We start from the raw sequence: 26,340 nt of genomic DNA, 5'->3' as shown, positions 1-26,340 counted from the left end.
GTTTATCTGCTTAAATCATTTAAAATCTGCGTGAAATAAAAAACGAATCAATACTTCTCCTCTAGAAAAGCCATCTAGCCTTTTTCAAATTCCAAGATTAAAGAATTTTTATTTCACGCAGATTCGGCAGATTTTAGCAGATTTATTTTGATTTTATAATATCTGCGTTTATCTGCTTAAATCATTTAAAATCTGCGTGAAATAAAAAACGAATCAATACTTCTCATCCAAAAAAGCCATCCAGCCTTTTTCAAATTCCTCCTGCGTTACGTTCAATGTTCTTTCAATGTTGCCGAAAGACGCAATCAGTTTGGGCAGAATATCTTTTCCCCATTTTTGAGTCATATATTCGATTATCGTGTAGCCAATGTTGTAAATCTGATTGCCGTGATTAAGATCTTCTAAAGTCAGGTTTTTGCTTTTGGCGTATTTTACGCTTAGCGAATTAACCTCTTTCGCTTCAAACATACTAATCGATTCCCAGAGCCAGCGCGGATATTCGGCTTTAAACTTTTTATCAAATTCCCTTTCAAAAGTTAGTCGGTCTTGTGTGATAATCGTGTCTTTTGCTTTGTATATTAATATGTTGAGCTGAACGCAATGCGTAAACTCGTGCAAAGCGGTTTTTAGCGGATCGTCTGGAAAAATAGAATTAAACCAATTCGTCCACACAAAATGAAATTCGTTTGGGCCACGACTTGTGCCTTTTGTGTTTTCTGTTAAACCTGTGGCCTCATTAAACTTAAATTGCGAACCGTAAACAAAAACCTTTATCGGGTCGTGTTCTACGTCTTTTAGATTTTCTCTTATTTTAGAATAATTTTCCTCTAGATGTTTGCTGACTTTTTCGGCCTCGCTTTTATAAATTCCGTTGTAGGAAACAATAAAATGCTCCGATTTAAGAGTTTTGGTTTCGTGCTGAACGGTAAAGCTTCGAACTGTTCTTGCAAAATAAAAGACAGCAATAATTGCTAAAAAAATGACTAGTAATCTGTATTTTCTCATGTGTTCTAATTGTTTTTTTTTGAGATTTAAAAACAAGTGAAATTTTGAGAATTAGGTTTTTGGTTTTTTAAAAGTAAGAATATTTAAATACTAAAGTGTAAAATAATTAAAGAAATTTCTGAATCGCTTTTTGTTTTGTCGCTCCCGATAGTTGTCGGTATATTAAAATTAAAAGAGTACTTATCGCATTGTTTCCTGTTTTAACGGAAGTTTTTTTATGACAAAAACATTGCAATTGCATCAAATATTTTTACTTTTGTTCAAAATATGAACAGTGTTCATATTTTTTAATAATGTTTACGATATGAGCAGAAAAGAAATACAAGAGCAGAGAATGAAAGATTATTTCATTCAGGCTACCAAAGAAATTTTAAAAGGAGAAGGCATTCAGGCTTTAAGCGTAAGAAGTATAGCTGAGAAAGCGGGATATTCGTTTGCTACACTTTACAATTATTTTAAAGATGTAAAAGAACTTATTTTTCTTTGTGTGAAAGATTTTCAACAGGAATGCCAGGAATATGTTGAAGATAAAACTAAAGATACAGAAAGAGGGGAAAAGAAAATTATTGCAACTGCGATTTCCTACGCCGAATATTTTGTACAGTATCCAAGTGTTTTTGAAATCTTTTTTATCGAAAAACTTCCTAATTCGGCTGAAAATGCTAGAATATCAGAATTAATTTCCTCTTTTCTTGAAAAACTTTGTCAAGAAGAATTTCAATATTGCATTGATCAAAAGAGTTTTACAGCCGAAGAAGTTCGTGAAACAGTAAAAGAGCTTAATTGTTTAATTACGGGGATTTTACTGCTGTATTTAAACCGAAATTATCCGTCTGATTATGGTGATTTTACTAAAAATTTAAAATCGCAAATAGAAAAAACAATGAAAAAATAAGCGCATGAAAACCAAAAAAGAACTTAGAGACGAATACAAGGAAATGAAGTTCAAAAAAGGTGTTTTTCAAATACGAAATACCATAAACAAAAAAGTATATATAGATAGCAGTGCTGATCTTGATGCTATTTTTAAACGCCAGAAATTTCAGCTTAACTGCGGGAATCATCCTGTGGCAGAACTTCAAAAAGATTGGAAAGAACTTGGAGAGGACAAATTTGAATTTGAAATCCTGAGCGAAATAAAAGAAAATGATACGGCTGTAAAATCTGACCCAAAAGATTTGAAACTTTTAGAGCAAATGTTTTTGGATGAAATAATGCCTTTTGATGAAAAAGGATATAATAAAAAGAAAAAATAGTCTATTAAGGCATGAAGTTTTATGAATTGCCTCCTGCTTTAGCTGGAGGTTTTTTTTATGTTTGAAAAGGAAAAGGCTTTAGTCGAATGTTAAAAGGTTTATAATTTAAATTGTGTTTTATAAATAATCACTGAAAATATAAAGCTTGTTTTTATTTCTCATTGCAGATTCGCAAATTTTAACCAATTCATCAAGTGCTTCTTCGGCACCACTACCTTGTTGAACTACTTTTTCTCTTACGTTTATTAATTGCTCATTAAATTCCTTTATTTTGTAGCATTCTATTTCTTGTGCTATTGCATCATTTAAAATTGCATATTCTTCAGAATGGTATTTATATATCAAGCTCTCTGGATTCAGTTCTCTAAAGTTTGAATAATAATGATCAATTATGAATCCAAATTGATGTGTAGTTAATTCCAGCTCATAAATTAGATTATTCTCTTTATCTCTTTCTCTAAAGTATATTTCATCTAAACAAACGCTATATGGATAAAGTTTCATCCATTTTGAAACTAATTCTATTTTTAAAGGTAAAATTTTCAAGATTTAATTTAATATGAATGAAAAATATTTTCTATTTCAAAGGAAAATCAAACAATTCTTTAGGTTTGATTTCCAGAGCATTGGCGATTTTTATGAGAGTTTTTACAGTAGTATTTATTTCAGCTCTTTCTATTCTGCCTATCTGATTTTTTTTGATATCACAATCGTCAGCCAAAGCTTGTTGTGATAAGCCTTTTTTTTCACGCAATTGTCTTATGTGAGTCCCAAGATTTGCAATAAAGGTTTCTTCTGAAATATCCATATTTCAAAATTCTTAAGATTTATTTTTGTCTTGGTTACATTTATGTGTTCAAAAGTATTATATTTACCACATTTAAAAAATAAGACAATGGCTACAAACGATCTTTCGAAAGAAACAGAAAAAAGACTCTTAGATTTTTTTAATAATGTTATTGATGCTAAAGATTTGGCAAAAGCAATTCGGCAATTAAATTATGCAATTGCGTTAGTTGTTATGAAAGATGATGAAAGAGGATATGTTTATGCTCAAAGAGAAAACCTAGAAAAAGGTTTTTATTGGCTGAATGAATTAGCCGAAATTTTGCATCCGTATCTGGAAGTTGAATAAGATAAAATAACGTTTTAAAAATATCTTCATTTCGACGAAAGGAGAAACCAAAAGCAAAACCGACAAAAAATTCCAGAGTGATTTCCGTAATTTTTTTCATAGTGTACAACCTGTTGGTGATGCTGAAAAGCTCCTTTCGTCAAGGTGATTGGTAGAGATGAATTACCGCGTAGTTTGTCATTTCGAGGAACGAGAAATCTTCGCAAGTAATTCCGCAACGGAAATCCAATCTTTGTCGAGCTTCTCGTTAAGATTTCCTTCGCCAATTTGTTATCGCTTAACTCTCCTTTGGTCGAGAAATGAAAAATATTTATAAGATTGATTATTTAGAGATATTTCTGCATTCTAAAAAGTGTTGCTAATTTTTGTTAGTTTCTCATGGAATTTTAATTGAGCTTCACTATTTATGTCTAGTTTTAAGTTAAAATTCAGAGGCTCAATTGTCTCTCCGTTTATATATTGTTGTTTGATTTGTAGAATCTGGGTTCTTATTTCAAAAGGGAAATTCCAAATATCAGTCATAACATCTGAAACCATTTCTGCTAAATAAATCTTTAAATCTGAATATTCTTCAGTAATGTGGGCGCTTTTGACTTCAATCATCCAATTTAATAATTGTTCAAATATTTGCGAATATTTTAAAGATGTGTAATACAATCCTTTAATATCTGATGGTTTGCCTTTTTCATTAATAAATTTATGTATCAAAGGGAATAAATTTTTTAAATTCTCAACGATTAAAGCAACAGATTGAAGACGGTTTGAACCCCAGTTTGTTAATTCTAAGGCATCTTTAATGAAGTGTTTAGGTTCGACTAAAATTGAGTATTCTATATCGTTTTTTAGGAATTCTTTTTTTTCAATTTCATCAATAAATGTTTGATAAAAAAATTCTAATTCATGAAGGTCATTTCGTTCAATTAAGATCTTTAAACATTTTTCACTTAAATTAAGTTTGAAAAAATCATCGATATTCTTATCTAGAATGCTTTTAAGTTTTAGGCTGTCTTTAAATAAATATGACAATTGAATTTTTAATGTTTCAATTATTTCCTTTGATTGTTCAAATGGAAAAACCCATATGTTTCTCTTTGTACGAATGTCATCTATAAATTCGAATATTTTTGTGTTATCAACAAATCTTGAGAAATCTGCATCTTTATTATCTTTCCAAAAGTTTAATGCATTTAATGCACTTTTATCAATAAAACAAAAGACAGGTATTCCCTTTTGTTTCGCTGTTAAAAACTCTGTATTTGTAATTGATTTTCCATTCTCTATTACACTTCCATATCTATTGCCTACAATCAATACTAGAATATCTGCATTCTCTTTTACATTTTTTATGCAATTTTCTACAGCATTTAATTCAGGTGAAACGGGAAAGCTATTAAATTCAGATAAGATAGGATTGTGTCCACTATCTGTTATAAAATCATAAATATTTGTTCTTAATTGTGACAGGTCATAACAAGTAGAACTAACAAAAATGTTGAGTTTGTTCATTTTTTAAATAGTTGATTAGTAAATTTTTTCGGTGTTTACTCAAAAATAAAAAGAGTGAAGTGAAATATTTATTTGTAGTAAATTATTTATCAACAACTTTAGGAACAAGAACAAAATGTAGTAAAAACAAAAAAGCTTCTGAAAAATCTTCAGAAGCTTTTTTTAGTGCGGATAATAGGACTCGAACCTACACGCCTTGCGGCACCAGATCCTAAGTCTGGCACGTCTACCAATTTCGCCATATCCGCGGTAATTGTGGGTGCAAAGATAGGCATACTTTTGAATTATCAAAGCATTTTTTGAAAATTTTTTTTAATTCTCTTTTTTGTACTTTTGGGTTTCTATAAAAATAATTTAAATGGAAAATATTAAGTCCTACGTTCAACAACATAAAGATCGGTTTATCAACGAATTGATCGAATTATTAAAGATTCCGTCGGTTTCTGCCGACACTGCATATTCTCAAGATGTTATTGACACAGCAGAGGCTGTAAAAGAAAGTTTATCAAAAGCAGGGTGCGATTATGTCGAAACTTGCGACACTCCGGGTTACCCAATTATCTACGGGGAGAAAATTATAGATCCAAATCTTCCAACGGTTTTAGTTTACGGCCACTACGACGTACAACCGCCAGATCCATTAGAATTATGGACTTCACCACCTTTTGAACCGGTTATTAAAACTACAGATATTCACCCAGAAGGAGCAATCTTCGCGCGTGGAGCTTGTGACGACAAAGGTCAGATGTACATGCATGTAAAAGCGCTTGAGTTAATGGTACAAAGCAATACGTTGCCTTGTAACGTAAAATTCATGATCGAAGGTGAAGAAGAAGTAGGTTCAGCAAGTTTGGCTTGGTTCGTAGAGCGCAATCAAGAAAAACTGAAAAACGATGTAATCTTGATTTCAGATACAGGAATGATTTCGAACCAACAGCCGTCTATCACGACAGGTTTAAGAGGTTTGAGTTATGTTGAGGTAGAAGTTACAGGTCCAAACCGCGATTTGCATTCAGGTTTATACGGTGGAGCTGTGGCGAACCCGATTAATATTTTGGCAAAAATGATTGCTTCGCTTCACGACGAAAACAATCATATTACAATTCCAGGTTTCTACGATAAAGTTGAAGAATTATCTGCAGAAGAAAGAGCCGAAATGGCAAAAGCGCCTTTCAGCTTAGAAAAATATAAAAATGCTTTAAACATTGCCGATGTTTATGGCGAAAAAGGATATGTAACGAACGAAAGAAACTCAATCCGTCCAACATTAGACGTAAACGGAATCTGGGGCGGTTATACTGGCGAAGGTGCTAAAACGGTTATTGCGAGTAAAGCTTTCGCTAAAATCTCGATGCGTTTGGTTCCAAATCAGGAATGGGAAGAGATTACAGAACTTTTCACAAAACATTTTACAAGTCTTGCTCCGGCTGGAGTTACGGTAAAAGTTACACCTCATCACGGTGGACAAGGTTATGTTACGCCAATTGACAGTATTGGATATCAGGCAGCGAACAAAGCGTATACAGAAACGTTTGGAGTTCCTGCAATTCCAGTTCGTTCTGGAGGAAGTATTCCGATTGTGGCTTTGTTTGAAAAAGAATTAAAAAGCAAAACCATCTTAATGGGATTTGGTTTGGATAGCGATGCTATTCACTCGCCAAATGAGCATTTCGGAATCTTTAATTACTTGAAAGGTATTGAGACTATTCCTTTGTTTTACAAGTATTTTGTGGAATTGAGCAAATAGTTTTTTAAACGCAAAGAGCGCGAAGAATTACGCAAAGTTCGCTAAGATTTTTTAAGTAAGATTTTATAAAAGTTCGCAAAGCTATATAGATAAAGCTTTGCGAACTTTGCGTTTATAAGCGTAACCTTAAATAAAATCCTTGCGTTCTTTGCGGTTAAGTTTTTTTTAACCGCAAAGAGCACAAAGGTTTACGCAAAGTTCGCTAAGTTTTTTTAAGTAAGATTTTATAAAAGTTCGCAAAGCTTCATCATAAAGCTTTGCGAACTTTGCGTTTATAGGTGTAAGCTTAAAAAATCCTTGCGCACTTTGCGGTTGAAAAAAAATAACACAAAGAGTGTGAGAAAAAATAAGAAAAAACTTGTTCGTTTGAAATTTAACTCTACATTTGTAGAAACGAATCTATAATTGTAGAGCAATGGTAAATTTGAAAAATATCTTTTTGTTATTTCTTTTGGGTTCAATGCTTTTGAGCTGTAAAAGCAAACCGATCAATCAGAAGATTGACAAGAAAAAAGAAGGTGTTTGGATTGATGATTATACGCAGGATGGTACAAATTATAAATCGTATGAGTATTATAAAAACGATCTTCCGATAAAAAAATGGAAATCGTACATTAACGGAAAAATCTATAAAACAGAGAAATATAAAAACGGAATCTGTGTCGTGAAAAGCTATTACGAAAACGGAAAGCTGGAATCGAAAGGGAAAACAAAATTAGAAACGAATTCGGTTGAAACGCATTGGTTTTATTTTGGAGAATGGAAGTTTTATTCGGACAAAGGGAAATTAAAAGGAATCAAAAATTACGAAAAAGGAGAATTGATTTCGGAACAAAATATTAAATAAACTAACTAGCCTCTAAAACATGAAAAAATTAATCACGCTTTCTTTTCTTTTAATGAACTGCTTTTTCTTGCAAGCTCAAACGTATAAAGAATGGGTTCGTAAAGCAGATTCTTGTTATACGGCAAAAAACTATGAGTTGTCTGTTTCGTATTATGAGAAAGCTTTTAAAATAGAACATAGAGACAATCGAGACTTATACAACGCAGGTTGTTCTGCTTCTATGGCAAGGCAACATAAAAAAGCATTTAAATGGCTGAATCTTTCTATCGATAACGGATACGAGAATATTGCGCATATTAAAATTGATAACGATTTAAACCCTTTGCATTCTGAGAAACAATGGAATAAGACAATTGAAAAGCTGCAGAAGAAGTTAGATGTTATTGGAGCAAATTATGATAAAGTGCTGGAAAAACAACTTGCGGAGATTTATACCGACGATCAGGAAATTCGCGGAGAATTTATGAATGTTTATAGAGCCTCAAAACCTGATAAAAAGAAAATTGACAGCATTGGTAAAATTATGCAGAGAAAAGACAGTATTAACCTTATTAAGGTGATGAAAATACTGGACGAAAAAGGCTGGTTAGGAAAAAATGTTGTAGGCTCTCAGGGAAATCAGACTTTATTTTTGGTGATTCAGCATGCCGATTTAGAATATCAGCAAAAATATTTGCCTATGATGAGAGAGGCGGTTAAAGACGGAAATGCCAATCCAGCAAATCTGGCTTATTTAGAAGATAGAGTTGCTTTGAGAGAAGGAAAAAAGCAAATTTATGGCAGTCAGAGTTCAAAGAATAAAAAGACTGGTAAAATTTGTATTGCACCAATGATAGATCCAGATAATGTCGATAAAAGACGTGCAGAGGTCGGACTTGGCACAATGGCGGACTATGCAACGAAATTGAATATTGATTGGAATTTGGAGGAATATAAAAAGGAATTGGCTGAAACAGAAAAACTTGAAAATACAAAACCATGATACAATTATCAAATGCAGAAGAACAGTTAATGGAGCATTTATGGAAGCTTGAAAAGGCTTTTATGAAAGATTTGCTGGAAGCGTATCCGGAACCAAAACCAGCAACAACAACCGTGGCAACGCTTTTAAAACGAATGATCGATAAGAAGTTTGTAGCGTATAACGAATTTGGGAATTCGCGAGAATATTATCCGCTCGTAAAGAAAACAGACTATTTTGCAAAACACGTAAAAGGGCTGATTAGTAATTTCTTTAATAATTCGGCTTCGCAATTTGCTTCGTTTTTTACGACTGAGACCAATTTGTCGGCTTCGGAATTGGAAGATCTTAAAAAAATAATCGATTCAGAAATTCAAAAAAAGAAGAAATGATAGCTTTTATTGTAAAATCGACAGTCGCTTTATGTGTTTTTCTGGCTTTTTATCATTTGATATTAGAGCGAGAAAAAATGCATCAGTTTAATAGATTCTTTTTGCTTTTTGCAATTGTGATTTCCTTTGCAATTCCGTTTATCTCATTTGAAATTATCAAAGAAATTCCTGTAGATTTTTCAAGGCAAGTTGCTATTAGTCAGCATGCACTAAATACGTCGATTCATCAAACAGCAGAAAAAGTAGATTATAAATTCATTCTTTTATGGACTTTATACGCAATTGTAACGCTGTTGATGGCAATTAGGTTTGGAAGAAACATTTGGAAGATTTTTTCCAGAATTGGCAATTCTCCAAATGTAGAATTTAAGAATTCAAAATTGGTTTTGGTAAAAGAAAAAATAGTGCCACATACCTTTTTGCATTACATTTTTATCAATTTAGAAGATTATAAAAAGCAAAATATTGAAGCCGAATTGTACACGCACGAATTGGTTCATGTGCATCAAAAACATACTTTGGATATTCTCTTTATAGAGTTTTTAAAAGTTGTTTTTTGGTTTAACCCGATCTTTTTGTTTTATAAAAAAGCAATACAACTTAATCACGAATTTCTTGCCGATCAGGAAATTGTGAAAACTTATAATGATGTTCCGTTTTACCAAAATTTACTTTTAACAAAAGGAAGCGAGAAACAAACGATTTACTTGGCCAGTAATTTGAATTATTTAGTAACAAAAAAACGATTAATAATGATGAAAAAAAGAACATCAAAAAACACAGCGTTTTTAAAGAAAATTGCTGTAGTGCCTCTGGTCACGATTTTAATGTTGCTGTTATGCATGAAAACAGTTGCACAAGAAGTGAAAACAGAAGTAAAAAGTAGTACAAGTAAAAATTCTTCTGATGAGAAAACAGTTGTTTCAAAAGATAAAAAACAAGATGTGGCTGTAAAGGAAAAATCTGTTAAGCCAACAGACAAGAAGAAAACCAAAGTTTCGTCTCAGCCAGCAGTTGCTTCAAAAAAAACGCAGGATGTAAAAGAGAATGAAGCTTTAAATAAAAAACAAGAATCTGGTTCTGAGGTGAGTGCTATAATTAGTGAAAGTGAAGGAAGGGTAAAAGAACGAAGAAAATCTTATGGTTATCAAGATATAAAGTTTGATACTACAATGTTTAGAAGACCACAAAATCCTTGAGAATAAAACATTCTTAAAAAAGGTAAATAATCGATTCAGAAAAAAATAAAAAATGATAACATATCTTTTAAAATCGGGTTTGCTGCTTGCTGTTTTTTATGCAGTGTATAAATTGTTGTTAGAAAACGAAAGAATGTTTCGTTTTAATCGTGTCTATCTTATCGGAAGTTTGATTTTTAGTCTAGTTATTCCGCTGCAATTGTTTTCGATTGCATCATTTTTTCCGTCAAAAATTAAAACAATTCAGCTGGATGAAATAATGATTGTGTCTAATCAATCAATCTTAAACAAAGTTTCATACAATGAAATCCTATATTTCTTTTTAGGTGCAATTTATGTTCTTATTGCAACAATTTTACTGATTCGATTTGCTATAAATGTTTCTTCTTTTTTCTTGAAAATGAAAAAGAATTCGGTACAATTTATAGACAATCAGAAACTTGTTTTAATGAAAGAATCGGTTTTGCCACATTCTTTCTGGAATGCAATTTTTATTAGTAAAGAAGATTTTGCAAATGGAAAAATTCCATCAGAATTAATCGCTCATGAAAAAGCACATTTGCAGCAAAAACATACTTTGGATATTCTTTTTGTTGAGGTTTTACAAATCGTATTTTGGTTTAATCCGATGTTTGTTTTGTTTGAAAAAGTCATAAAACTCAATCATGAATTTTTGGCCGATGAAGCTGTAAACAAACAATTTGATGAAGTTAAAAGCTATCAGAACTTATTGTTGCAATTTGCTTCAAATAAACAAACTGTTTCGTTGGCAAGTACTATCAATTACCAAATAACTAAAAAACGTTTGCTTATGATGACTAAAGAAAAATCGCCAATTGCAATGGTTTTAAAAGTGACTTCTGTAACTGTTGTATCTATTTTATTGTTAATTGTTTTTAATTCGGAAGCCACTGCACAAACCAGTTTTAATGGAAAAAACAGTATTGGTGTTAATGAAAAGACAGATGTTAAACAACCACAATTTCCTGGCGGAATAGAAAAGTTCTATATGTTTGTGGGACAAAATTTTAAAATGCCAGAAGAATTTTCGAAACAAAAAATAGACGGCAAGCTTTTTATTGAGTTTATGGTCGAAAAAGATGGGAGTTTGTCTGAATTTAAAGTTGTAAAAGATTTAGGTTATGGAGTAGGAGAGGAAGCAATAAGAGTTTTGAAACTTTCACCAAAATGGATTCCAGCAACCGAAAATGGCCAAGCCGTTCGAGTGTTGTATTCATTGCCTATAACGCTTCAAAGTGAGAAGTAGAGATTCTAAGTTTCTAAGCTACTAAGGTGCTGAGTTTTTTTTCTTTGTCCAAAACCTTTATCACTTTGAACCTTTGCCTCTTTGCGCCTCAGAATAAAAAAAATCCGCTTCTGATGGAGGAAGCGGATAAAATCAAAAAACTAATTAAAAAAAAATTCTAAAAATAAACATGCAATCTAGACTAAAACAAATCTGGATTGTAACCAAAATAAGGTACATTTTGTTCATTAAAAATGACCCCGTATTCTTCTAACTCTTTCAAAATAGGTTCGTAAACTTCCTTTTTAATAGGAAGTTGTACACCTGGAGTTGTAATTTTTCCGTTTAAAATCAATAATGTAGCAATAGCAACCGGAAGTCCGACTGTTTTTGCCATTGCGGTATAAGTTTGGTCATCGCCAATACAAACCATTTTAGAATCGATTTGTTTCTTTTCTCCATTTAGTTCATAACCAAATTTGTGATACATCACAATCATATCTTTATCTTCTGGTTCAAGAGCCCAGCTATCAGTTAAGATTTTTTCCAAAATCTGAGCTGGAGTGGCTTTAGGAAGATTTACTTTTTTGTTTGGGTTAAATAAATCCAATTCCAGAAGTTTATCCCACATAATATCGTCTTGATCGATTTTTAAGATCAGACGTGTTTTAATTTCAGCTGAATCTGTTGGATGATACGGTAGAAAAGAATTGATAAACTGACGATAGCTCATGTTTTCAGAATCTTCTATAATGTAGCTGTCATCTGTCATACCGAGCTGTACAAACATGTTCCAAGCTCTAGAAAAACCAACCCTTCTAATAGTTCCTCTATATAAGGTAAGAATATCATCTAAACCATAAACCGAACGGTATTTAAGAGAATCGCGATTAGAATAGGCTTCAAATTTCCCGTAGCCTTCTACTTCCAAAAATTCAGTTCTTCTAAACAAAGCGCTGTACGGAATGTATTTATAAGTTCCTTCCTGAATAAATTTCGCTGCACCGCCCTGACCAGCCAAAACTACATTTCTTGGCGCCCAAGTAAATTTGTAGTTCCATAAATTATTGTCAGATTCTGGAGCTACTAAACCTCCGCAGAAAGATTCAAACAAAATCATTTTACCGCCTTTAGATCTGATTTCGTCAATGACTTTCATGGCGCTCATATGATCGATGCCTGGATCGAGGCCGATTTCGTTCATAAAAATCAGATTGTTTTTGATGGCTTCTTCATTTAAAGCCTGCATGGCATCGCTTATATAAGATGCGGTAACAAGATGTTTTTTGAATTCCAAACAGTCTTTTGCGATTTCGATATGCAGATGCGCCGGAAGCATTGAAATTACTATCGAAGCATTTGCGATAGCTTTTCTTCTTTCGTCGGCATTAAAAATATCTAAGGCAAGCGGAGTGGCGTTTGGATGATTTTGTGTCTTTGCTTTCGCAAGATGCAATGAAAGGTCAGCTACCGTTAAATGTAGTTGTTCTTCATTAGATTTCGATAATAAATATCGAATCAAAGACGATGCAGATCTTCCTGCTCCAAATATTAAAATGTTTCTCATGCTTTAAATATTTAACACAAATATATTTAAATGTTATAAATATAACAATTCAAATTAAAGAAAATAAAATTATTTTTTTCGCAAAACCCAAAAAATAATTTGATTTTGTTCTAAATAATCCAGAAACAACGGCTGTTTTTCAGTTCGTTTGAAGTATTTTTGTTTGAAATTTCAAAAGAGATATATTATGAAAAGAAGAATCGTTTTAACAGGAGCTTTTATTGGTATGTTAGCTATTATTTTGGGTGCTTTTGGTGCTCATTTATTAAAAAAATATCTTTCGGTTGACCAATTAAATACTTTTGAAGTTGGTGTTCGTTACCAAATGTATCACGCTCTATTTCTTCTGTTTTTATCTACACAAAAAGACCTTGCAGAAAAGACCTTAAAAACGATCTATAATTTCGTTGTTGCAGGTGTTGTTCTTTTTAGCGGTTCGATCTATTTATTGGCAACAAAAGACTATACTTTGTTTGAATCTAAAATTATAGTATTCGCAACTCCAGTGGGTGGTTTTCTATTAATTATTGCCTGGACGCTATTATTCTTTACGATTTTGAAGAGAAAATCATAAAATCCCGAAAAAAAAATTCTGTCTAAGAATTAATCTTTAATTTTGTCACATAAATAACATATAACTTTATTTGTGTGACTTTTTTGTATTTTCTGTTATCAAACAAAAATAATATAACAAAATCACGCATTAGGTTGTAAATAAACAAATTAGAAGCGATTATTTTTTTCTTTTTATAATTTTTAAAGTGAAATTTCTCTTTTTTCATATAAATTAAAGTGAAATTTAAGTATTTTAAAAGAAATAAAAATAAATCTGTAATTTTGCTTTAAACAAAAAATCACACACAACTTAAAAACTTATGGACACTAATACAGTTTTCGCGCAATCGATTTCGTTAAAAGAGTTAGGAATTGAAAATGCAAAAGTTCGTTATCAACTATCTACAGATGAATTACATGCGATTACTTTGCAGTCAGGTCAAGGTGTTGAAAATTCTACTGGAGCGTTAGCAATTAATACAGGTGAATTTACAGGCCGTTCTCCACAAGATCGTTTTATCGTAAAAGATGATATTACAAAAGATCAAGTTTGGTGGGGAAATGTAAATATCCCATTTGAGCCCCAAGCTTTTGAAAAGCTTTATAATAAGGTAACAGCATTTTTATCAGACAAAGAAGTTTTTGTTCGCGATTCTTATGTTTGTTCTGATCCAAATTATAGATTGAATGTACGTGTTGTAACAGAAACTGCTTGGTCAAACTTGTTTTGCTACAATATGTTCTTACGTCCAGAAGATTCAGAACTGGCTAATTTTACTCCAGAATGGACAGTAGTTTGTGCTCCAAGTTTTATGGCAGATCCTGCTGTTGACGGAACACGCCAGTCTAATTTTGCTATTTTAGATTTTACTAAAAAAATTGCTTTAATTGGAGGAACAGGTTATACAGGAGAAATGAAAAAAGGAATTTTCTCTGCATTGAACTTTATTCTTCCAGTTTTCAAAAATACACTTCCAATGCACTGTAGCGCCAATGTTGGTGAAGCAGGAGATACAGCAATCTTCTTCGGATTGTCTGGTACTGGAAAAACAACTTTATCTGCAGATCCAGAACGTAAATTAATTGGAGACGATGAGCACGGCTGGACAAACGAAAACACTGTTTTCAATTTTGAAGGTGGATGTTATGCAAAAGTGATTAATTTAACAGAAGAAAACGAACCAGACATTTTTAGAGCAATCAAAAAAGGAGCGCTTTTAGAAAATGTGGTTTTCAAAGAAGGAACAAACGTAGTTGATTTTGACGATGTTTCTATTACTCAAAATACTCGTGTAAGTTACCCAATAACACATATTGATAATGTACAGCCAGGTTTGGTTGGACATAATCCTAAAAATATATTTTTCTTAACGGCCGATTCGTTCGGAATTTTGCCTCCAATTTCAAGATTGACTCCAGGTCAGGCAGCGTACCACTTTATTTCTGGATATACAGCAAAAGTTGCAGGAACAGAAGCTGGTGTAACTGAGCCGCAACCTAATTTCTCTGCTTGTTTTGGAGCGCCATTTATGCCTTTGCATCCAACGCGTTATGCTGAAATGTTGAGCAAAAAAATGAAAGATGCAGGAGTAAAAGTTTGGTTAATCAATACAGGATGGACTGGAGGAGCTTACGGAACAGGAAGCCGTATGAAGCTTAAATATACTCGTGCTATGATTACTGCTGCATTAAAAGGAGAATTAAACGATGTAGCGTTTAAAAATCATGAAGTATTTGGAATTGAAATTCCTCAAGATTGTCCAAATGTTCCAGTGGAAATTTTAAATCCTAGAAATACTTGGGAAGACAAAGATTTATACGATAAAAAAGCGTTGGAATTAGCACATAAATTCAAAGCTAATTTCGCCAAATTTGAAGAGTTTGCAAATGCTGAAATCTTAGCAGGTGCACCGATTACAGAATAAAAGGAATTATTTAATTCAAAAGTAAGAAGCTTCAGAGAAATCTGGAGCTTTTTTTGTTAGTAGCAGAGATTGAAAAAATGAAATATGTTAAGTATCTTTTTATTCATTTAAAACATTTAAAAAAAAAGAATATTTTTCTTACATTTTTATGGAATTTTTTTATATTAGTGGTATATTTAAAAGTAATATTTTATTTACTTAAATACCACTTCTCATTATTGATTAAAGTTAGAAATATTATTTCATGATAGCTTAATCAATACCTATATAAATATGAGTTTTTTAGCAAAGCTAGAATTAGACAATGAAACATTTAATGTTTTAGAGTTTGAGATTCAGTTTACCCAGCAGACAGACAATAATGGCAAACCTGCCAGTAAGACTAAAGGCGGTCAGATTAAATTAGTTGTAGAAAGTACCCACACCGATTTATTTTCGGACTGGATGGTTTCTAAAACCAGCGTAAAAGACGGTAAAATTATTTTTTATCGCAGAGATGCTATGAGCACGATGAAAAATGTCGTCTTTAAAAAAGCTTATTGCATTTTTTTCAAGAAAAAGTTTCAAAGTGAAGGAGTTTCTCCTATGACAACCGAAATTTTGCTTACTTCCAACGAAGTCAAAATTGGCAATACCCTATTTGAGAGCAACTGGAAAACAGATAACCTTTAACCCAAATGTATCATGGCTCTACAAACCAGTACCACAATAAAAATTGGGCATACTGTAATCACCAATTTTAGCAATTTAAAAATTGTACAAAAAATCCACGATCATCATACTTTTTCTCTAGAAGTAAGACAGGATTTCTTAGTAGAAGAGTTTAAGAGTATTATGCCTGTTTCGCAACAGTTATATGGCGAGAGAATAAGCATTGAGATAAAACCTATTGATGGACTTAATGACTCTCTGGTTCTTGCAGACCTTAAAAATTATGTTATGCAGTTTTATGGCATAGTTGCAGGCGTTAGCATGAAAAAATCTTGTATTGACGATATCGAAGAGAGCTTTTTGATAGAAGGCTACAGTACTTCTTTTCTACTGGAAAATACGCCAGAATCAAACTCCTTTGCGGGAATGAGGCTGAGTGATATTGTAAGCAGAGTAAAAACTGGCTACAATATCGATATGCAGATAAGACCTTTTTACGATGCAATTATCCCGTATACAGTACAATATAACGAAAGCTGTTTTGCTTTTTTAAACCGTCTGGCAATGCGCTACGGGCAATATTTTTATGATAACGGCAGAGTCTTAATTTTTGGAGATTCTGCAGGGGTCATCCAGCCACACCTGATTTATGGCGTAAACATGCAGGAGTTTAGGTATAGCATTAAACTTATGCCAACTTCTTTTACTGTTATAGAAAACGACAATCGTGAAGGCAGTTACAGCACAAATGATACCTTAGACCATCGAAAAGAGCTGGGAGGTTTTCATCAGAACTTCATCAATAAGTCTAACGCTGTTTACAGTAAAAAAACGGTAATGCAGCTCAATCAGAATGCCGTTGACGGGTATGGAAGCAGCACAGGGACAGTATATGCCCAAAATAAAATGCGTGCTGTTTTAAGCAGTTTAATGGAAGTAACAGCTTCAAGCGAGGTTCCTGGCGTTACGGTAGGAAACACCGTAAAAATCAGCGGTGTTGATATACAGCAGGAAAGCACCTATCGCGTAACCGAAATTGTGCATACCTGCGATGACGGCGGCGGTTACGAGAATCATTTTAAAGCGGTAAATACCAGCGACTCTGTATTTTCGCCCAAAACAAATCCTGATTTAGTGCCTTATTGCAACAGTCAGACTGCGGTGGTTGTTGCTAACGCAGATCCTGACGGACTTAGTGCTGTAAAAGTACAAATGCCGTGGCAGAAAATAAAAGGCGAAACCACGCCCTATATACCATTAGTACAAGAATACGGAGGAAACGGAAGAGGTAGTCATATGCTGCCAGAAATTGGCGATACGGTGTTTGTAGATTTTCAAGGCAATAATGCCGAACTGCCAATTGTAGTGGGAACTATGACCAGCCGAAAAGAAAAAAGCGGGTATGTCACTGAAAATAATGATATTAAGGCAATAAGAACAAAAAGCGGAATAGAAAACATTAGTAACGATGCAGAAGGAAGCTGGAAACAAAGCACGCCAGATGGCAATTTTTTATCTTTTGATGGTAAAGGGAATGCAGTACTCAATATTCCTCAAGACTTACTTATAAATGTTGGACAGCATTTAAATATTAAAGTCGGAAATAATATGACTTTTGATGTCGGTGATATTGCGAAGTTTAACATTTTTAAAGAGATGCTGGTAAAAACGCCGCATCTGCAGCAGCTCATATCCGATTATTACTTTACTCAGGCGGGCAAAACTTTTATTAACGCCGAAAATGAGATAAAAATTGAAGCCAAGCAGACTCATGTAGCAGGTTCGCAAAAATTGTTGATGCATTCAGATGAAAATACTGTTGTTAATAGTAAAGGTGTTGTTGATCTTCATGGCAAGAAAGGAAATAACCATACTAATAAACCAGTAAAATATAAGTATGTTCCGGTTTATATTGATGAAAGATGCCTAGTCCATTTTAGACCAAAAAATGACTGGGATGGCAATGGTTACGGGTTTGACTGGATACGAACCGGGGACACTGCGATTCCCGGAGATGTTTATTACGGACAAATTATGGGAAAATACGGATCTATTTATGCATCACAACCGGGTGCAGTTATGGCAAAAGATAAAAATGAATTTATTAAACTGATGTCTTTATTTGATCCGCATGTATTTACAAGCAAAGATAAAAACGGTAAGAAAACGAAACTAAATTACTGTGTGCCATGGCTGTCTCTTTATCCTCAAACAATTTTGAAAAATGTTAAACAATCTGATGGCAAAATTAAGCGGACAGAAGTAAAAACATCTTATTCTAATACCGCTGCAACCTTAAGAGTAATTATAAATATTCAGAAGAAACCAGAAAAATTATATCTAGAGTACGATGATAAATTATTTAAAATTACACACAAACCATTCCCTTTAGAAATTGGCAATCACGAACTGGAAATGACAATAGTCTGCTTAAAAGAATTCTCAAATGACCAGCCTATTAAAGTAATTACAGCTTATAAAAATGCAGAAGAAAAAGAAGAGCTTTCGTTAGCAGGAAAACTTAAAGTCGCTAAAAACAAAGATCGATATAAAGCTAACGTAGTTTTTATCCAAGTATGGACAGATATTGGAAATGGATTAATAAAAGGAGAGCCAACTGGAAGGGCAACAGAGTTAAAAAAATATATGAAGCAGGCATTGGTAACGCCTTATTTTGCAAAGACATTGACATTAAAATTTAATACAGATATTGATCCTGTAACAAAACAACGACATAACCGGAAAACTAATTTTAATGCGATAGTAACCCCTGTTAATGGTCCTTATAGCGGTGCTAACAAGTGGATTTATGATGGAACTGATGATAAAATTTATAAGTTTTTGAATGAAGAATTGTACAAGCAATATGGCAACGTTTATGAAAAATTTTATAAAGTATATTTTATTGACGAAAACAATGGCCATTTAGATAGCAAAGGTGATTTAGTCGGGTCAGTTTTTGGTATTGGAAGAACTATGAATGATCCTGACCTTAAAACTATCTTAGTTTACACTTTAGGCTTTAATGACAGTACCATTGCACATGAAGTTTTTCATTCGATGGGGTTGCATCATAGTTTTGACAATGATGGCGAGTTTACATTTGAATATAAAAAGACAGATAACATTATGGATTATTCAGATAATATAGGAATACCGGTAATTAGTACGTACCACTGGCAATGGAAAATTTTACAAAAAAGAGCAGTAGAAAAAGAATAAGATATGAAAACAATAATATATATAAGCTTCATTCTTCTTATCACTTCTTGCAACCCGCAGGAAAAGAAGAAGATTGATCAGACAATAACAGTAAAGAAACCACAACCTGTAAAACATACCGCCATGGAAAATGAATATGATTATAAAAAACTCATAGGGGCAAAGACAGAATATTTTGATATTAAATATTTTGATGAGCATAAAGACCAAGAAGAAAATTTAATTTATACAGATAAAAGTGGAACACATGTTAACATGTTTGGAGACGTAGAAAGTGGATATGTAAGCAATAAAACACCCAATAAATCTATGTTTACAATCTACAAACAATATAATAATAAAGGTGTTATTTATAGAAAATGGGTATATTTTAGGAATAGGGGCTCAGCAGTAGGAAAAAAATATGAATTTGACGAATCAGGGAAATTAATTTCTGAGATAGATACCGATATACATTTTAAAATCACTCCGCAAGATATCATAAAATACTGCGAAGAGAAGAATATAGATTTATTTTCTAACTATAGTTATATTGAAAGGTTTGTAGAGGAAAATAAAAGTTTTTATAATATTAATTACAGGGGGAAATATGAGGAAAAACAAGGTGATAGAATCATTATTCAGATAGATGGAACTACAGGAGAAATTAGAAGAGTGGTCTGCATCAATGGGAAACATAATGATTCGGTAGAAACACTTTATGATGCGATAGCTGAAAAGCAAAAAAAAGAGGCAGAAGATAATGCTTATTACAAAACCTACAAAGGAAAAAAGTATACCAAAAAAGAATGGGAAATTTTTGAAGAAGAGTGGCATAAAAACTATGAGCAGAACAAAAACAAAGGTTTTTGGGATGATATATTTCCTCAACGAAAGAAATAGTGATTATTGTTGAATGGTTTTAAAATATTAATTCTGGTATTATTTAGATTATGAAAACAATACTTTACATAAGCTTCATTCTTCTTATCACTTCTTGCAATCCGCAGGAAAAGAAGAAAATTAAACAAACAATAACAGCAGATAAACCACAACCCGTAAAACATACCACCATGGAAAACGAATATGATTATAAAAAACTCATAGGTTCAAAAACAGAATATTTTGATATTAAATATTTTGATGAACATAAAAATAGTAATCATAATTTAGTATATACCGATAAAAATGGAGCAGATGTTGAAATATTTGGGGATGAAGGAAGTGGATATTTCAGCAACACCACCTATAAAAACTCTGTTTTTACAATTTATAAAGAATATAATCCCAAAGGTGTTATTTATAAAAAATGGGTAAATTTTAGGAATGATGGTGAAGTAGTGGGTATAAAATATGAGTTTGATGTGATTGGAAAATTAATTTCAGAGGAGGATACCGATTTACATTTCAAAATCACTCCGCAAGATGTTATAAAATACTGCCAAGAGAATAAAATAGACTTATTTTCTTTTTACACTAATATAGATAGATTTTTAGATGAAAAAAGTAAACAAGGTTTTTATAATATTAATTATAGAGGAAAATATGGAGAGAAATTTGGTGCTAAAATTATTATTCAGTTAGACGGTACTACAGGCGAAATTAGAAAAGTGATTTGTATTAATGGGAGAGATAGTGAATCGGTAGAAATACTTTATGATGCACAAGCTGAAAACAAAAAGAAAGAGAAGGAAGATAATTCTTATTACAAAACCTACAAAGGCAAAGACTACACCAAAAAAGAATGGGAAATTTTTGAAGAAGAATGGCATAAAAACTATGAGGAAAACAAAAACAAAGGTTTTTGGGATGATATATTTCCTGGGCGAAAGGAAAAGTGATTTGATTCTATATAAAAAAATTAAAGATGAAAAAACAGGCATTACTACAGGTATTGATCATAATATTTTCTTCCAATATTTATTCACAAAATCTGCTTAATGAGCATTGGAATATCAGTGAAATTATCGGTCAAGATACAACCAATACAGGAGAATTTACTTTACATTGGAATGATAAAACCGACAAATATTATTCAATATATGGAATGAAAATAATATTTAAAAAGGACAATTCATTTGTCTGCAGTTATTCTGCGAAATGTGGCAATGATTGCTTTCCATCTTCTATTGGAATGTTTAAAATGATTGATCGAAAACATATCAGTTTGTTTGTTAAAGAATTTCAGCAGTCTGGTGATTGTGATAGTAAAAATATTAAACTCAATCTCAGTTTAGGAAATTATTATATTTCTAAGAAATCGGATAAGATTATCAAGCTTATTAAAAGTAATGGAGATTTGTCTCAAGATAAATTGAATGAAAAGTATTCTAGTTTGATTGATAGCTATATTGAAGAAATAGGAAATGGAAGTTCTAATCTGCTAAATTTTAAGACTAAACTTCGAGATAATGATCAAAGAATAAAGGAGTTTATAAAAATGAAAATGAAGATCGAAAATTATAAAATATTGTATACTAAAAAACAGAATGATTCTTTTCTTATTAGTTTAATTAAAAGAGAGAATATTGAAGATGAATATTTTTATATCATAAATGCATTTCAAAATAATTATGAGTATCAGGTTGGTTATTATGAATTTGAGAAAAAGTAAAGCTTATGAGAATTAAACATGTAATATGATGTCAGAAAAAATAACAGAAACAGCAATTCTAATCTGCAATAAAGGAGCAAAACCCAGCGAACTAAAAGTGACAAGCCAGGATTTTTGTATGGCAGAAAATAAATTAATTGCTACAGAAAATGACAAACAAGCCGAAACTAATATTCCTAACTTTAGTGCTTGCAGCATTACGAGAAGCCAATGCAATCCTGCTGTACTTAAATGGGAGAATACGGCAGAAAGAGATACAATTAACAATTATAAAATCCTTACCGATAAATCTACTTGTCAATGTAGTACTGGGGGTAAAATTTCAGTTCAGTTTAAAGGGTATAATGAGAAACACAATCTTGATTATTAAGATGTTTTATTTAGATAACGTGTTTAAAATAAAAAAGCTGTTCAGAAATGAACAGCTTTTTTTAGTTGGTTTCCAATCGCAGTAAAAAAAATAGACACTGAACACGGGACTGCGACTGAAAACCTTGAAACTTTTATTTTTTAGCTTCGTCTATGCGTTTTTGGATTAAATCCCAAGTATAATAGTGGAAAGTCATTCCGTTGCTCATCGCTACGAAAAGTCCGTTTTTGAATTTTGGGCCTAAATTTACACTAGTAGCATCTGCGCCATCACATTCAATTGTAGAAGTTGGAACTTCAGCCAATAACGGATGATTGTTTGGATTTCCGTTTGCACCTTCTCTTGGGTAAACCATAAAAGAATTTGCCTGCTGGTTAGATACTAAAATATATCCTGTAGAATCTGTTTTTTTGTAAATAGCAATTCCTTCATGATCTGCTTTGAAATCTTTTTGACCAAAGAAAGCCAATTCTTTATTATCGTTTAAAGCCGGATCTGCTTTGTATTTTCTTATTCCAGCTTGTTCATCGCAATAGTACACAAAACCTAATTCGTTGTCTACTGCAATAGCTTCGATTTCTTTCTTTCCGCTGTACGTTCCAAATTTGCGAACCACTTTCGCAACAGCAAATTTTCCATTTCCAGAAAGTTCATATTGCCATAAATAACTTCCAGAAGGTCCCGTTTTTCTTCCTACAATAGCAAAAATCTTCCCATCGCTTGGGCGAGTGTATAATGAAACTCCCATTGGATCGCGTTGTGTTTCTCCTTCAAAAACAGGAATTCCGCCGTTATCAATTGGCTCTAAATCAGGTAAACTGAAAATTCTGATTTTGTTTTCTTCACGTTCAGTTGTTACGGCAACATCTACTTTTTTTCCGTCAATAATTAATCCGTAAGCGATATCAACGTTGTTCGGACGTTTTAGCGGAATTGATTTTTTAAGGATTTTTCCATTCAAATCAAAAGCGTACAAACCTCCGTCTGTATCTTTATCTGTTCCAACAATAATACTCTTTGAAGCATCTGTTGGATTGATCCAGATTGAAGGATCATCTGTGTCGTGTGGAAGTGCTTCTGTAACAATTGTAGGTTTTACTGCGTTTGGCTGAACTGGCGCTAATTTATCGTTTTTGCAAGCTGTAAAGGCTAAGCTTAAAAGTAAAAAAGCGACTAAAGATTTATTTTTCATTTGTATAGTATATTTTAATGCAATTAGACAGAGCATTAAACTCTGTCTAATTTAAGAATTTTATAAAAGTGCAGAATTACAAGTCTAATTTCAATCCGAAATTGTAACGTGGCTGGTAGTATTCTGCTTGTTTTGTATGTGCAGCAACTCCTTGGTAGTAACGTAACGGTTGGTTTGTTAAGTTATTAGCTTCTGCAAAAAAGCGCAATTTTGGAGTGATTTTATAAGCAGCATTTGCATCTAAGAAAAACTGTTTGTCATAGTAACTGTCTTTGTAAGACTCAGAACCTAATTCATCTAAATAATCAGATGTAAAGTTGGTTGAGATTCTTGCAGAGAAACGTTTGTTTTCCCAAGATAAAGATCCGTTAAACATGTGAGGTGTTGTTCCAGGAAGACTGATGTCGTTTCTTTCGTTTCCATCCTCATCAGCAATACCTTTTGCTTTAGATTGTGTATAAGTATAGTTTAAGTAGATTGCAAAACCTTTTAAGAATTTACCAGGCAAGAAATCCAATTGGCGTTGGAACGCAACTTCAAATCCGTAAACATCAACATTTTTTCCATTTCTTGATTGTAAGAACGACCAGTTTTCTCCCGCAGGAATTGGGTTTACTTGATTAGGGAAATCTGCGGCAAATTTCGCATCAGTATATTGATTGTCGCTGTAGTTGTAAATGAAATCATTTAATCTTTTGTAGAAAACGCCTCCAGAAATTAAACCAACAGATTTGAAATAGTTCTCTGCCATGAAATCATAATTGTATGAGTATGTAGCTTTAAGATCTGGATTTCCAGCTGTAATTTCTTTATCTGCAGCGATATTGTTTACATAAGGAGCTAATGCGTAATAGTTAGGTCTAGCTAAAGCTGTTGTAGCAGCTGCTCTTAAAACTAAATCTTTTGTTGCATTGTATTGGAATGAAATACTTGGCAATAAATTAGTGTAAGAGTTTGTATTGTTGATTTTGCTTTCTAATTCTTCCTCGTCTAATACACGGTTTCCTATGTAGTCAATGTGCGTGTTTTCCATACGGAAACCTAAAACCATAGAAAGTTTATCGTTAAAATCCTGATCCCATCTTACGTAAGCAGCAGTAATTCTTTCTTTAGCATTATAGTTTACAGCTAAATATTCTGCTGGATCTGCTTCTTTTTCGAATAGAGAAGCATTATTCAAATCTAAACTTCCTAAGAAAGAAGCTGAAGCAAAAGTTCCTGGTACATATTTGCTTCCTGGATTAAAATCTTTTCCGTCATAATAACTTGTTGGAACTTGTGATAATAATTCCATATCATCATTAAGTGGAGTATAAGAATAGAACATATTGTTTCTTTCTTTTTCTTTTAAACGAAGTCTAAGACCAGTTCTCAATCTTCCTTTTTCTCCAGCAATTACAGAGAAAGGGAAACGGATATTTACTTTTGCGCCAAATTCGCTTTCGCTTGTTTCGTCTGTGTTTTCAGTAACAGAATCAAATTTAAATTCGTCAACAGATTCTCCAACTGTTGTTATTAAAGGAAATCTGATATCAGATAAATCTTCAAACATTTCTAAACCTTTCTGACGGTATTCGATATAACGCTCACCCGGACGGTATTCTCTTGCTTTTGCATAGTTAGCAGACCAATCTAAATCTAAAGTTGAGTTGATTAAGTGCTCTCCACGAATAGAATAATTTTGTACTCTTTGGTCTTCTAACCTTCTGTTTTTATTTCTGCTGTTGTCTAAACCTCCTTTTGTCTGACGTTTTACACGACCTTCAAAACCAACAATTTCTTCACCATTATAAAGTGGCTCAATATCGTCGTAAGTAGTTCTAAAACGGTTTTCTCTATCATCTCTCCAGTTGTAAATTGCATTAGCAAAAATCGTATTGTTATCGTTGAATTTATAATCTAAAGCAACAGAAGCACTACGACGGATACGTTGTACATCATATTTTCTAATTTCTGAAGCTTGTAAATATTGATTTCCAAAATCATCTTTTACCCACTCGTTTTCGATGTTATCAGAACCGTAATCTACATTGTTGTAAGATCCGCTAAAAACTACTCCAAGTTTATCATTAGCAAAACGGTTACCGTAAACAAAACCAGCAGTGTAAGAAGCGTGGTCACGAATTGGCAAATATCCTCCAGCAAGAGTTGCAGAAATTCTTTCTCCGTTTGGAGTTGCTCTTGTAATTAAGTTTACAGAACCTCCAATTGCATCGGCATCCATATCTGATGTAAGCGTTTTGTTTACTTCAATAGTAGAAATCATATCAGACGGAATTAAGTCCATTTGTACGTTTCTGTTATCTCCTTCTGCAGATGGAATTCTATCACCATTTAAAGTAACGGAGTTCAAAGATGGAGCTAAACCTCTAATAATAATGTTACGCGCTTCACCTTGGTCATTTTGCATTGTGATACCAGGAACACGTTTTAAAGCGTCTCCAACGTTAGCATCAGGAAAACGACCCATTTGATCTGAAGAAATTACGTTTCCGATGTTTTTGTTGTTCTTTTGTTGGTTCAGCGCTTTTGCTTGACCTTTTAAGATGTCTCCAACAACAACTTCTTTCAATTCATTTTCAGAAGCTTTAAGAGCAAAGTCAATTACATTGTTTTTTCCTTGCTCTACTTTTATTTCTTGAGTTAAAGTAGCATATCCAATATATTTTACTTCAACTTTGTAAGTTCCTTCGTTAATATTTAATAACTCGAAACGACCGTTATAATCAGAAACGGTGTATTTTTTCTCGCCTACAATTTGAACCATAGCTCCAGGAAGAGGTAGTTTGTCATCGGCGTCTAATATCTTTCCAGATATAATCGCTTTCTGTGCAAAACCTGTAAAGGCGAATAAAAAGAATGCTGTTAATAGATAAAAATTTTTCATTGTGTGTGTTTAGTTTGATTTTCGGTTGCGAAACTAAAACCTACGTATTACTAAAGCCTTGAAAAAAAATTAACATAGTGTTAT

The 26,340-nt window shown here is 32.7% G+C and carries 24 protein-coding genes and 1 tRNA gene; 17 read left to right on the top strand and 8 right to left on the bottom strand.

Annotated features, from left to right (window positions below; translation table 11 throughout):
• Positions 1-213: 213 nt before the first annotated feature.
• The gene (locus JC605_RS02785; protein WP_198854775.1) at positions 214-1,005 is read right to left on the bottom strand and encodes a hypothetical protein; all 792 of its coding nucleotides are present in this window, start codon (positions 1,003-1,005) and stop codon (positions 214-216) included.
• 304 nt (positions 1,006-1,309) lie between these two features.
• On the opposite strand from JC605_RS02785, the gene JC605_RS02780 reads away from it, so the two are divergent.
• The gene (locus JC605_RS02780; RefSeq protein ID WP_198854774.1) at positions 1,310-1,900 is read left to right on the top strand and encodes a TetR/AcrR family transcriptional regulator; all 591 of its coding nucleotides are present in this window, start codon (positions 1,310-1,312) and stop codon (positions 1,898-1,900) included.
• Positions 1,901-1,904: 4 nt separating this feature from the next.
• Entirely contained in the window at positions 1,905-2,261 is a 357-nt protein-coding gene (locus JC605_RS02775) for a GIY-YIG nuclease family protein (RefSeq protein ID WP_129746058.1), read from the top strand.
• Between the two features lie 117 nt (positions 2,262-2,378).
• Here JC605_RS02775 and JC605_RS02770 read toward each other — a convergent pair whose 3' ends face one another.
• Both JC605_RS02770 and JC605_RS02765 read right to left on the bottom strand, forming a co-directional pair.
• On the bottom strand, positions 2,379-2,807 hold the full coding sequence (locus JC605_RS02770; protein WP_198854773.1) for a hypothetical protein: 429 nt from the start codon (positions 2,805-2,807) through the stop codon (positions 2,379-2,381).
• Between the two features lie 31 nt (positions 2,808-2,838).
• Positions 2,839-3,069 (bottom strand): helix-turn-helix domain-containing protein, encoded by a 231-nt coding sequence (locus tag JC605_RS02765; RefSeq protein WP_198854772.1) that lies wholly within the window; start codon positions 3,067-3,069, stop codon positions 2,839-2,841.
• An 87-nt stretch (positions 3,070-3,156) separates the two neighbouring features.
• Here JC605_RS02765 and JC605_RS02760 point away from each other — a divergent pair, with 87 nt between their 5' ends.
• The gene (locus JC605_RS02760; protein WP_198854771.1) at positions 3,157-3,396 is read left to right on the top strand and encodes a hypothetical protein; all 240 of its coding nucleotides are present in this window, start codon (positions 3,157-3,159) and stop codon (positions 3,394-3,396) included.
• A 345-nt stretch (positions 3,397-3,741) separates the two neighbouring features.
• Here JC605_RS02760 and JC605_RS02755 read toward each other — a convergent pair whose 3' ends face one another.
• Positions 3,742-4,902 (bottom strand): DUF4062 domain-containing protein, encoded by a 1,161-nt coding sequence (locus JC605_RS02755; RefSeq protein WP_198854770.1) that lies wholly within the window; start codon positions 4,900-4,902, stop codon positions 3,742-3,744.
• 166 nt (positions 4,903-5,068) lie between these two features.
• Positions 5,069-5,150, bottom strand: a tRNA-Leu gene (locus tag JC605_RS02750).
• A 110-nt stretch (positions 5,151-5,260) separates the two neighbouring features.
• Here JC605_RS02750 and JC605_RS02745 point away from each other — a divergent pair.
• From JC605_RS02745 to JC605_RS02720, 6 genes are all read left to right on the top strand, one after another.
• On the top strand, positions 5,261-6,649 hold the full coding sequence (locus tag JC605_RS02745; RefSeq protein ID WP_177211219.1) for a dipeptidase: 1,389 nt from the start codon (positions 5,261-5,263) through the stop codon (positions 6,647-6,649).
• A gap of 415 nt (positions 6,650-7,064) precedes the next feature.
• Complete coding sequence (locus JC605_RS02740) at positions 7,065-7,496, top strand: hypothetical protein (RefSeq protein ID WP_198854769.1); 432 nt, start codon at positions 7,065-7,067, stop codon at positions 7,494-7,496.
• 19 nt (positions 7,497-7,515) lie between these two features.
• The gene (locus tag JC605_RS02735; RefSeq protein ID WP_198854768.1) at positions 7,516-8,478 is read left to right on the top strand and encodes a DUF6624 domain-containing protein; all 963 of its coding nucleotides are present in this window, start codon (positions 7,516-7,518) and stop codon (positions 8,476-8,478) included.
• Complete coding sequence (locus JC605_RS02730) at positions 8,475-8,849, top strand: BlaI/MecI/CopY family transcriptional regulator (protein WP_198854767.1); 375 nt, start codon at positions 8,475-8,477, stop codon at positions 8,847-8,849. The genes JC605_RS02735 and JC605_RS02730 overlap by 4 nt, the downstream gene beginning before the upstream one ends.
• On the top strand, positions 8,846-10,048 hold the full coding sequence (locus tag JC605_RS02725) for a M56 family metallopeptidase (RefSeq protein WP_198854766.1): 1,203 nt from the start codon (positions 8,846-8,848) through the stop codon (positions 10,046-10,048). The genes JC605_RS02730 and JC605_RS02725 overlap by 4 nt, the downstream gene beginning before the upstream one ends.
• A 52-nt stretch (positions 10,049-10,100) precedes the next feature.
• Positions 10,101-11,315, top strand: coding sequence for a M56 family metallopeptidase (locus JC605_RS02720; protein ID WP_233074014.1), 1,215 nt, complete (start codon positions 10,101-10,103; stop codon positions 11,313-11,315).
• Between the two features lie 181 nt (positions 11,316-11,496).
• Here JC605_RS02720 and JC605_RS02715 read toward each other — a convergent pair whose 3' ends face one another.
• Complete coding sequence (locus JC605_RS02715; protein WP_198854765.1) at positions 11,497-12,861, bottom strand: saccharopine dehydrogenase family protein; 1,365 nt, start codon at positions 12,859-12,861, stop codon at positions 11,497-11,499.
• Positions 12,862-13,048: 187 nt separating this feature from the next.
• Here JC605_RS02715 and JC605_RS02710 point away from each other — a divergent pair, with 187 nt between their 5' ends.
• The 8 genes from JC605_RS02710 (at position 13,049) to JC605_RS02675 (ending at position 22,177) form a co-directional block, all read left to right on the top strand.
• Positions 13,049-13,435: a DUF423 domain-containing protein gene (locus JC605_RS02710; protein WP_198854764.1), complete on the top strand. Its 387-nt coding sequence runs from the start codon at positions 13,049-13,051 to the stop codon at positions 13,433-13,435.
• 301 nt (positions 13,436-13,736) lie between these two features.
• Positions 13,737-15,341 (top strand): phosphoenolpyruvate carboxykinase (ATP), encoded by a 1,605-nt coding sequence (gene pckA, locus JC605_RS02705; protein WP_198854763.1) that lies wholly within the window; start codon positions 13,737-13,739, stop codon positions 15,339-15,341.
• Between the two features lie 273 nt (positions 15,342-15,614).
• On the top strand, positions 15,615-16,013 hold the full coding sequence (tssD, locus tag JC605_RS02700) for a type VI secretion system tube protein TssD (protein WP_198854762.1): 399 nt from the start codon (positions 15,615-15,617) through the stop codon (positions 16,011-16,013).
• A 12-nt stretch (positions 16,014-16,025) separates the two neighbouring features.
• A complete protein-coding gene (locus JC605_RS02695; protein WP_198854761.1) occupies positions 16,026-19,214 on the top strand; it encodes a phage baseplate assembly protein V in 3,189 nt (1,062 codons plus the stop codon).
• Between the two features lie 3 nt (positions 19,215-19,217).
• Positions 19,218-20,096 (top strand): hypothetical protein, encoded by an 879-nt coding sequence (locus JC605_RS02690; protein WP_198854760.1) that lies wholly within the window; start codon positions 19,218-19,220, stop codon positions 20,094-20,096.
• A gap of 50 nt (positions 20,097-20,146) precedes the next feature.
• Entirely contained in the window at positions 20,147-21,034 is an 888-nt protein-coding gene (locus JC605_RS02685) for a hypothetical protein (RefSeq protein ID WP_198854759.1), read from the top strand.
• Positions 21,035-21,060: 26 nt separating this feature from the next.
• A complete protein-coding gene (locus JC605_RS02680) occupies positions 21,061-21,807 on the top strand; it encodes a hypothetical protein (protein ID WP_198854758.1) in 747 nt (248 codons plus the stop codon).
• A gap of 25 nt (positions 21,808-21,832) precedes the next feature.
• The gene (locus JC605_RS02675; protein WP_370569046.1) at positions 21,833-22,177 is read left to right on the top strand and encodes a DUF4280 domain-containing protein; all 345 of its coding nucleotides are present in this window, start codon (positions 21,833-21,835) and stop codon (positions 22,175-22,177) included.
• A gap of 133 nt (positions 22,178-22,310) precedes the next feature.
• On the opposite strand, the gene JC605_RS02670 is transcribed toward JC605_RS02675, so the two are convergent.
• Together JC605_RS02670 and JC605_RS02665 are read right to left on the bottom strand one after the other, a co-directional pair.
• Positions 22,311-23,369 (bottom strand): phytase, encoded by a 1,059-nt coding sequence (locus tag JC605_RS02670; RefSeq protein WP_198854757.1) that lies wholly within the window; start codon positions 23,367-23,369, stop codon positions 22,311-22,313.
• A gap of 76 nt (positions 23,370-23,445) precedes the next feature.
• Positions 23,446-26,256 carry a TonB-dependent receptor gene (locus JC605_RS02665; protein ID WP_198854756.1) on the bottom strand — a complete coding sequence of 937 codons (2,811 nt, stop codon included), beginning with the start codon at positions 26,254-26,256 and terminating at the stop codon, positions 23,446-23,448.
• Positions 26,257-26,340: the final 84 nt, after the last annotated feature.

Origin of the sequence: Flavobacterium sp. IB48 (assembly GCF_016405855.1) — a bacterium.
GTDB classification, from domain to species: domain Bacteria; phylum Bacteroidota; class Bacteroidia; order Flavobacteriales; family Flavobacteriaceae; genus Flavobacterium; species Flavobacterium ginsengisoli.
This window is presented reverse-complemented; position numbering and strand designations above follow the sequence as displayed.

What these genes read in the sequence shown, in the direction of transcription:
- JC605_RS02785 (WP_198854775.1), bottom strand. Translation starts at nt 1,005, where the DNA reads ATGAGAAAATACAGATTACTAGTCATTTTTTTAGCAATTATTGCTGTC.
- JC605_RS02780 (WP_198854774.1), top strand. Translation starts at nt 1,310, where the DNA reads ATGAGCAGAAAAGAAATACAAGAGCAGAGAATGAAAGATTATTTCATT.
- JC605_RS02775 (WP_129746058.1), top strand. Translation starts at nt 1,905, where the DNA reads ATGAAAACCAAAAAAGAACTTAGAGACGAATACAAGGAAATGAAGTTC.
- JC605_RS02765 (WP_198854772.1), bottom strand. Translation starts at nt 3,069, where the DNA reads ATGGATATTTCAGAAGAAACCTTTATTGCAAATCTTGGGACTCACATA.
- JC605_RS02760 (WP_198854771.1), top strand. Translation starts at nt 3,157, where the DNA reads ATGGCTACAAACGATCTTTCGAAAGAAACAGAAAAAAGACTCTTAGAT.
- JC605_RS02755 (WP_198854770.1), bottom strand. Translation starts at nt 4,902, where the DNA reads ATGAACAAACTCAACATTTTTGTTAGTTCTACTTGTTATGACCTGTCA.
- JC605_RS02745 (WP_177211219.1), top strand. Translation starts at nt 5,261, where the DNA reads ATGGAAAATATTAAGTCCTACGTTCAACAACATAAAGATCGGTTTATC.
- JC605_RS02740 (WP_198854769.1), top strand. Translation starts at nt 7,065, where the DNA reads ATGGTAAATTTGAAAAATATCTTTTTGTTATTTCTTTTGGGTTCAATG.
- JC605_RS02735 (WP_198854768.1), top strand. Translation starts at nt 7,516, where the DNA reads ATGAAAAAATTAATCACGCTTTCTTTTCTTTTAATGAACTGCTTTTTC.
- JC605_RS02730 (WP_198854767.1), top strand. Translation starts at nt 8,475, where the DNA reads ATGATACAATTATCAAATGCAGAAGAACAGTTAATGGAGCATTTATGG.
- JC605_RS02725 (WP_198854766.1), top strand. Translation starts at nt 8,846, where the DNA reads ATGATAGCTTTTATTGTAAAATCGACAGTCGCTTTATGTGTTTTTCTG.
- JC605_RS02720 (WP_233074014.1), top strand. Translation starts at nt 10,101, where the DNA reads ATGATAACATATCTTTTAAAATCGGGTTTGCTGCTTGCTGTTTTTTAT.
- JC605_RS02715 (WP_198854765.1), bottom strand. Translation starts at nt 12,861, where the DNA reads ATGAGAAACATTTTAATATTTGGAGCAGGAAGATCTGCATCGTCTTTG.
- JC605_RS02710 (WP_198854764.1), top strand. Translation starts at nt 13,049, where the DNA reads ATGAAAAGAAGAATCGTTTTAACAGGAGCTTTTATTGGTATGTTAGCT.
- pckA (WP_198854763.1), top strand. Translation starts at nt 13,737, where the DNA reads ATGGACACTAATACAGTTTTCGCGCAATCGATTTCGTTAAAAGAGTTA.
- tssD (WP_198854762.1), top strand. Translation starts at nt 15,615, where the DNA reads ATGAGTTTTTTAGCAAAGCTAGAATTAGACAATGAAACATTTAATGTT.
- JC605_RS02695 (WP_198854761.1), top strand. Translation starts at nt 16,026, where the DNA reads ATGGCTCTACAAACCAGTACCACAATAAAAATTGGGCATACTGTAATC.
- JC605_RS02690 (WP_198854760.1), top strand. Translation starts at nt 19,218, where the DNA reads ATGAAAACAATAATATATATAAGCTTCATTCTTCTTATCACTTCTTGC.
- JC605_RS02685 (WP_198854759.1), top strand. Translation starts at nt 20,147, where the DNA reads ATGAAAACAATACTTTACATAAGCTTCATTCTTCTTATCACTTCTTGC.
- JC605_RS02680 (WP_198854758.1), top strand. Translation starts at nt 21,061, where the DNA reads ATGAAAAAACAGGCATTACTACAGGTATTGATCATAATATTTTCTTCC.
- JC605_RS02675 (WP_370569046.1), top strand. Translation starts at nt 21,833, where the DNA reads ATGATGTCAGAAAAAATAACAGAAACAGCAATTCTAATCTGCAATAAA.
- JC605_RS02670 (WP_198854757.1), bottom strand. Translation starts at nt 23,369, where the DNA reads ATGAAAAATAAATCTTTAGTCGCTTTTTTACTTTTAAGCTTAGCCTTT.
- JC605_RS02665 (WP_198854756.1), bottom strand. Translation starts at nt 26,256, where the DNA reads ATGAAAAATTTTTATCTATTAACAGCATTCTTTTTATTCGCCTTTACA.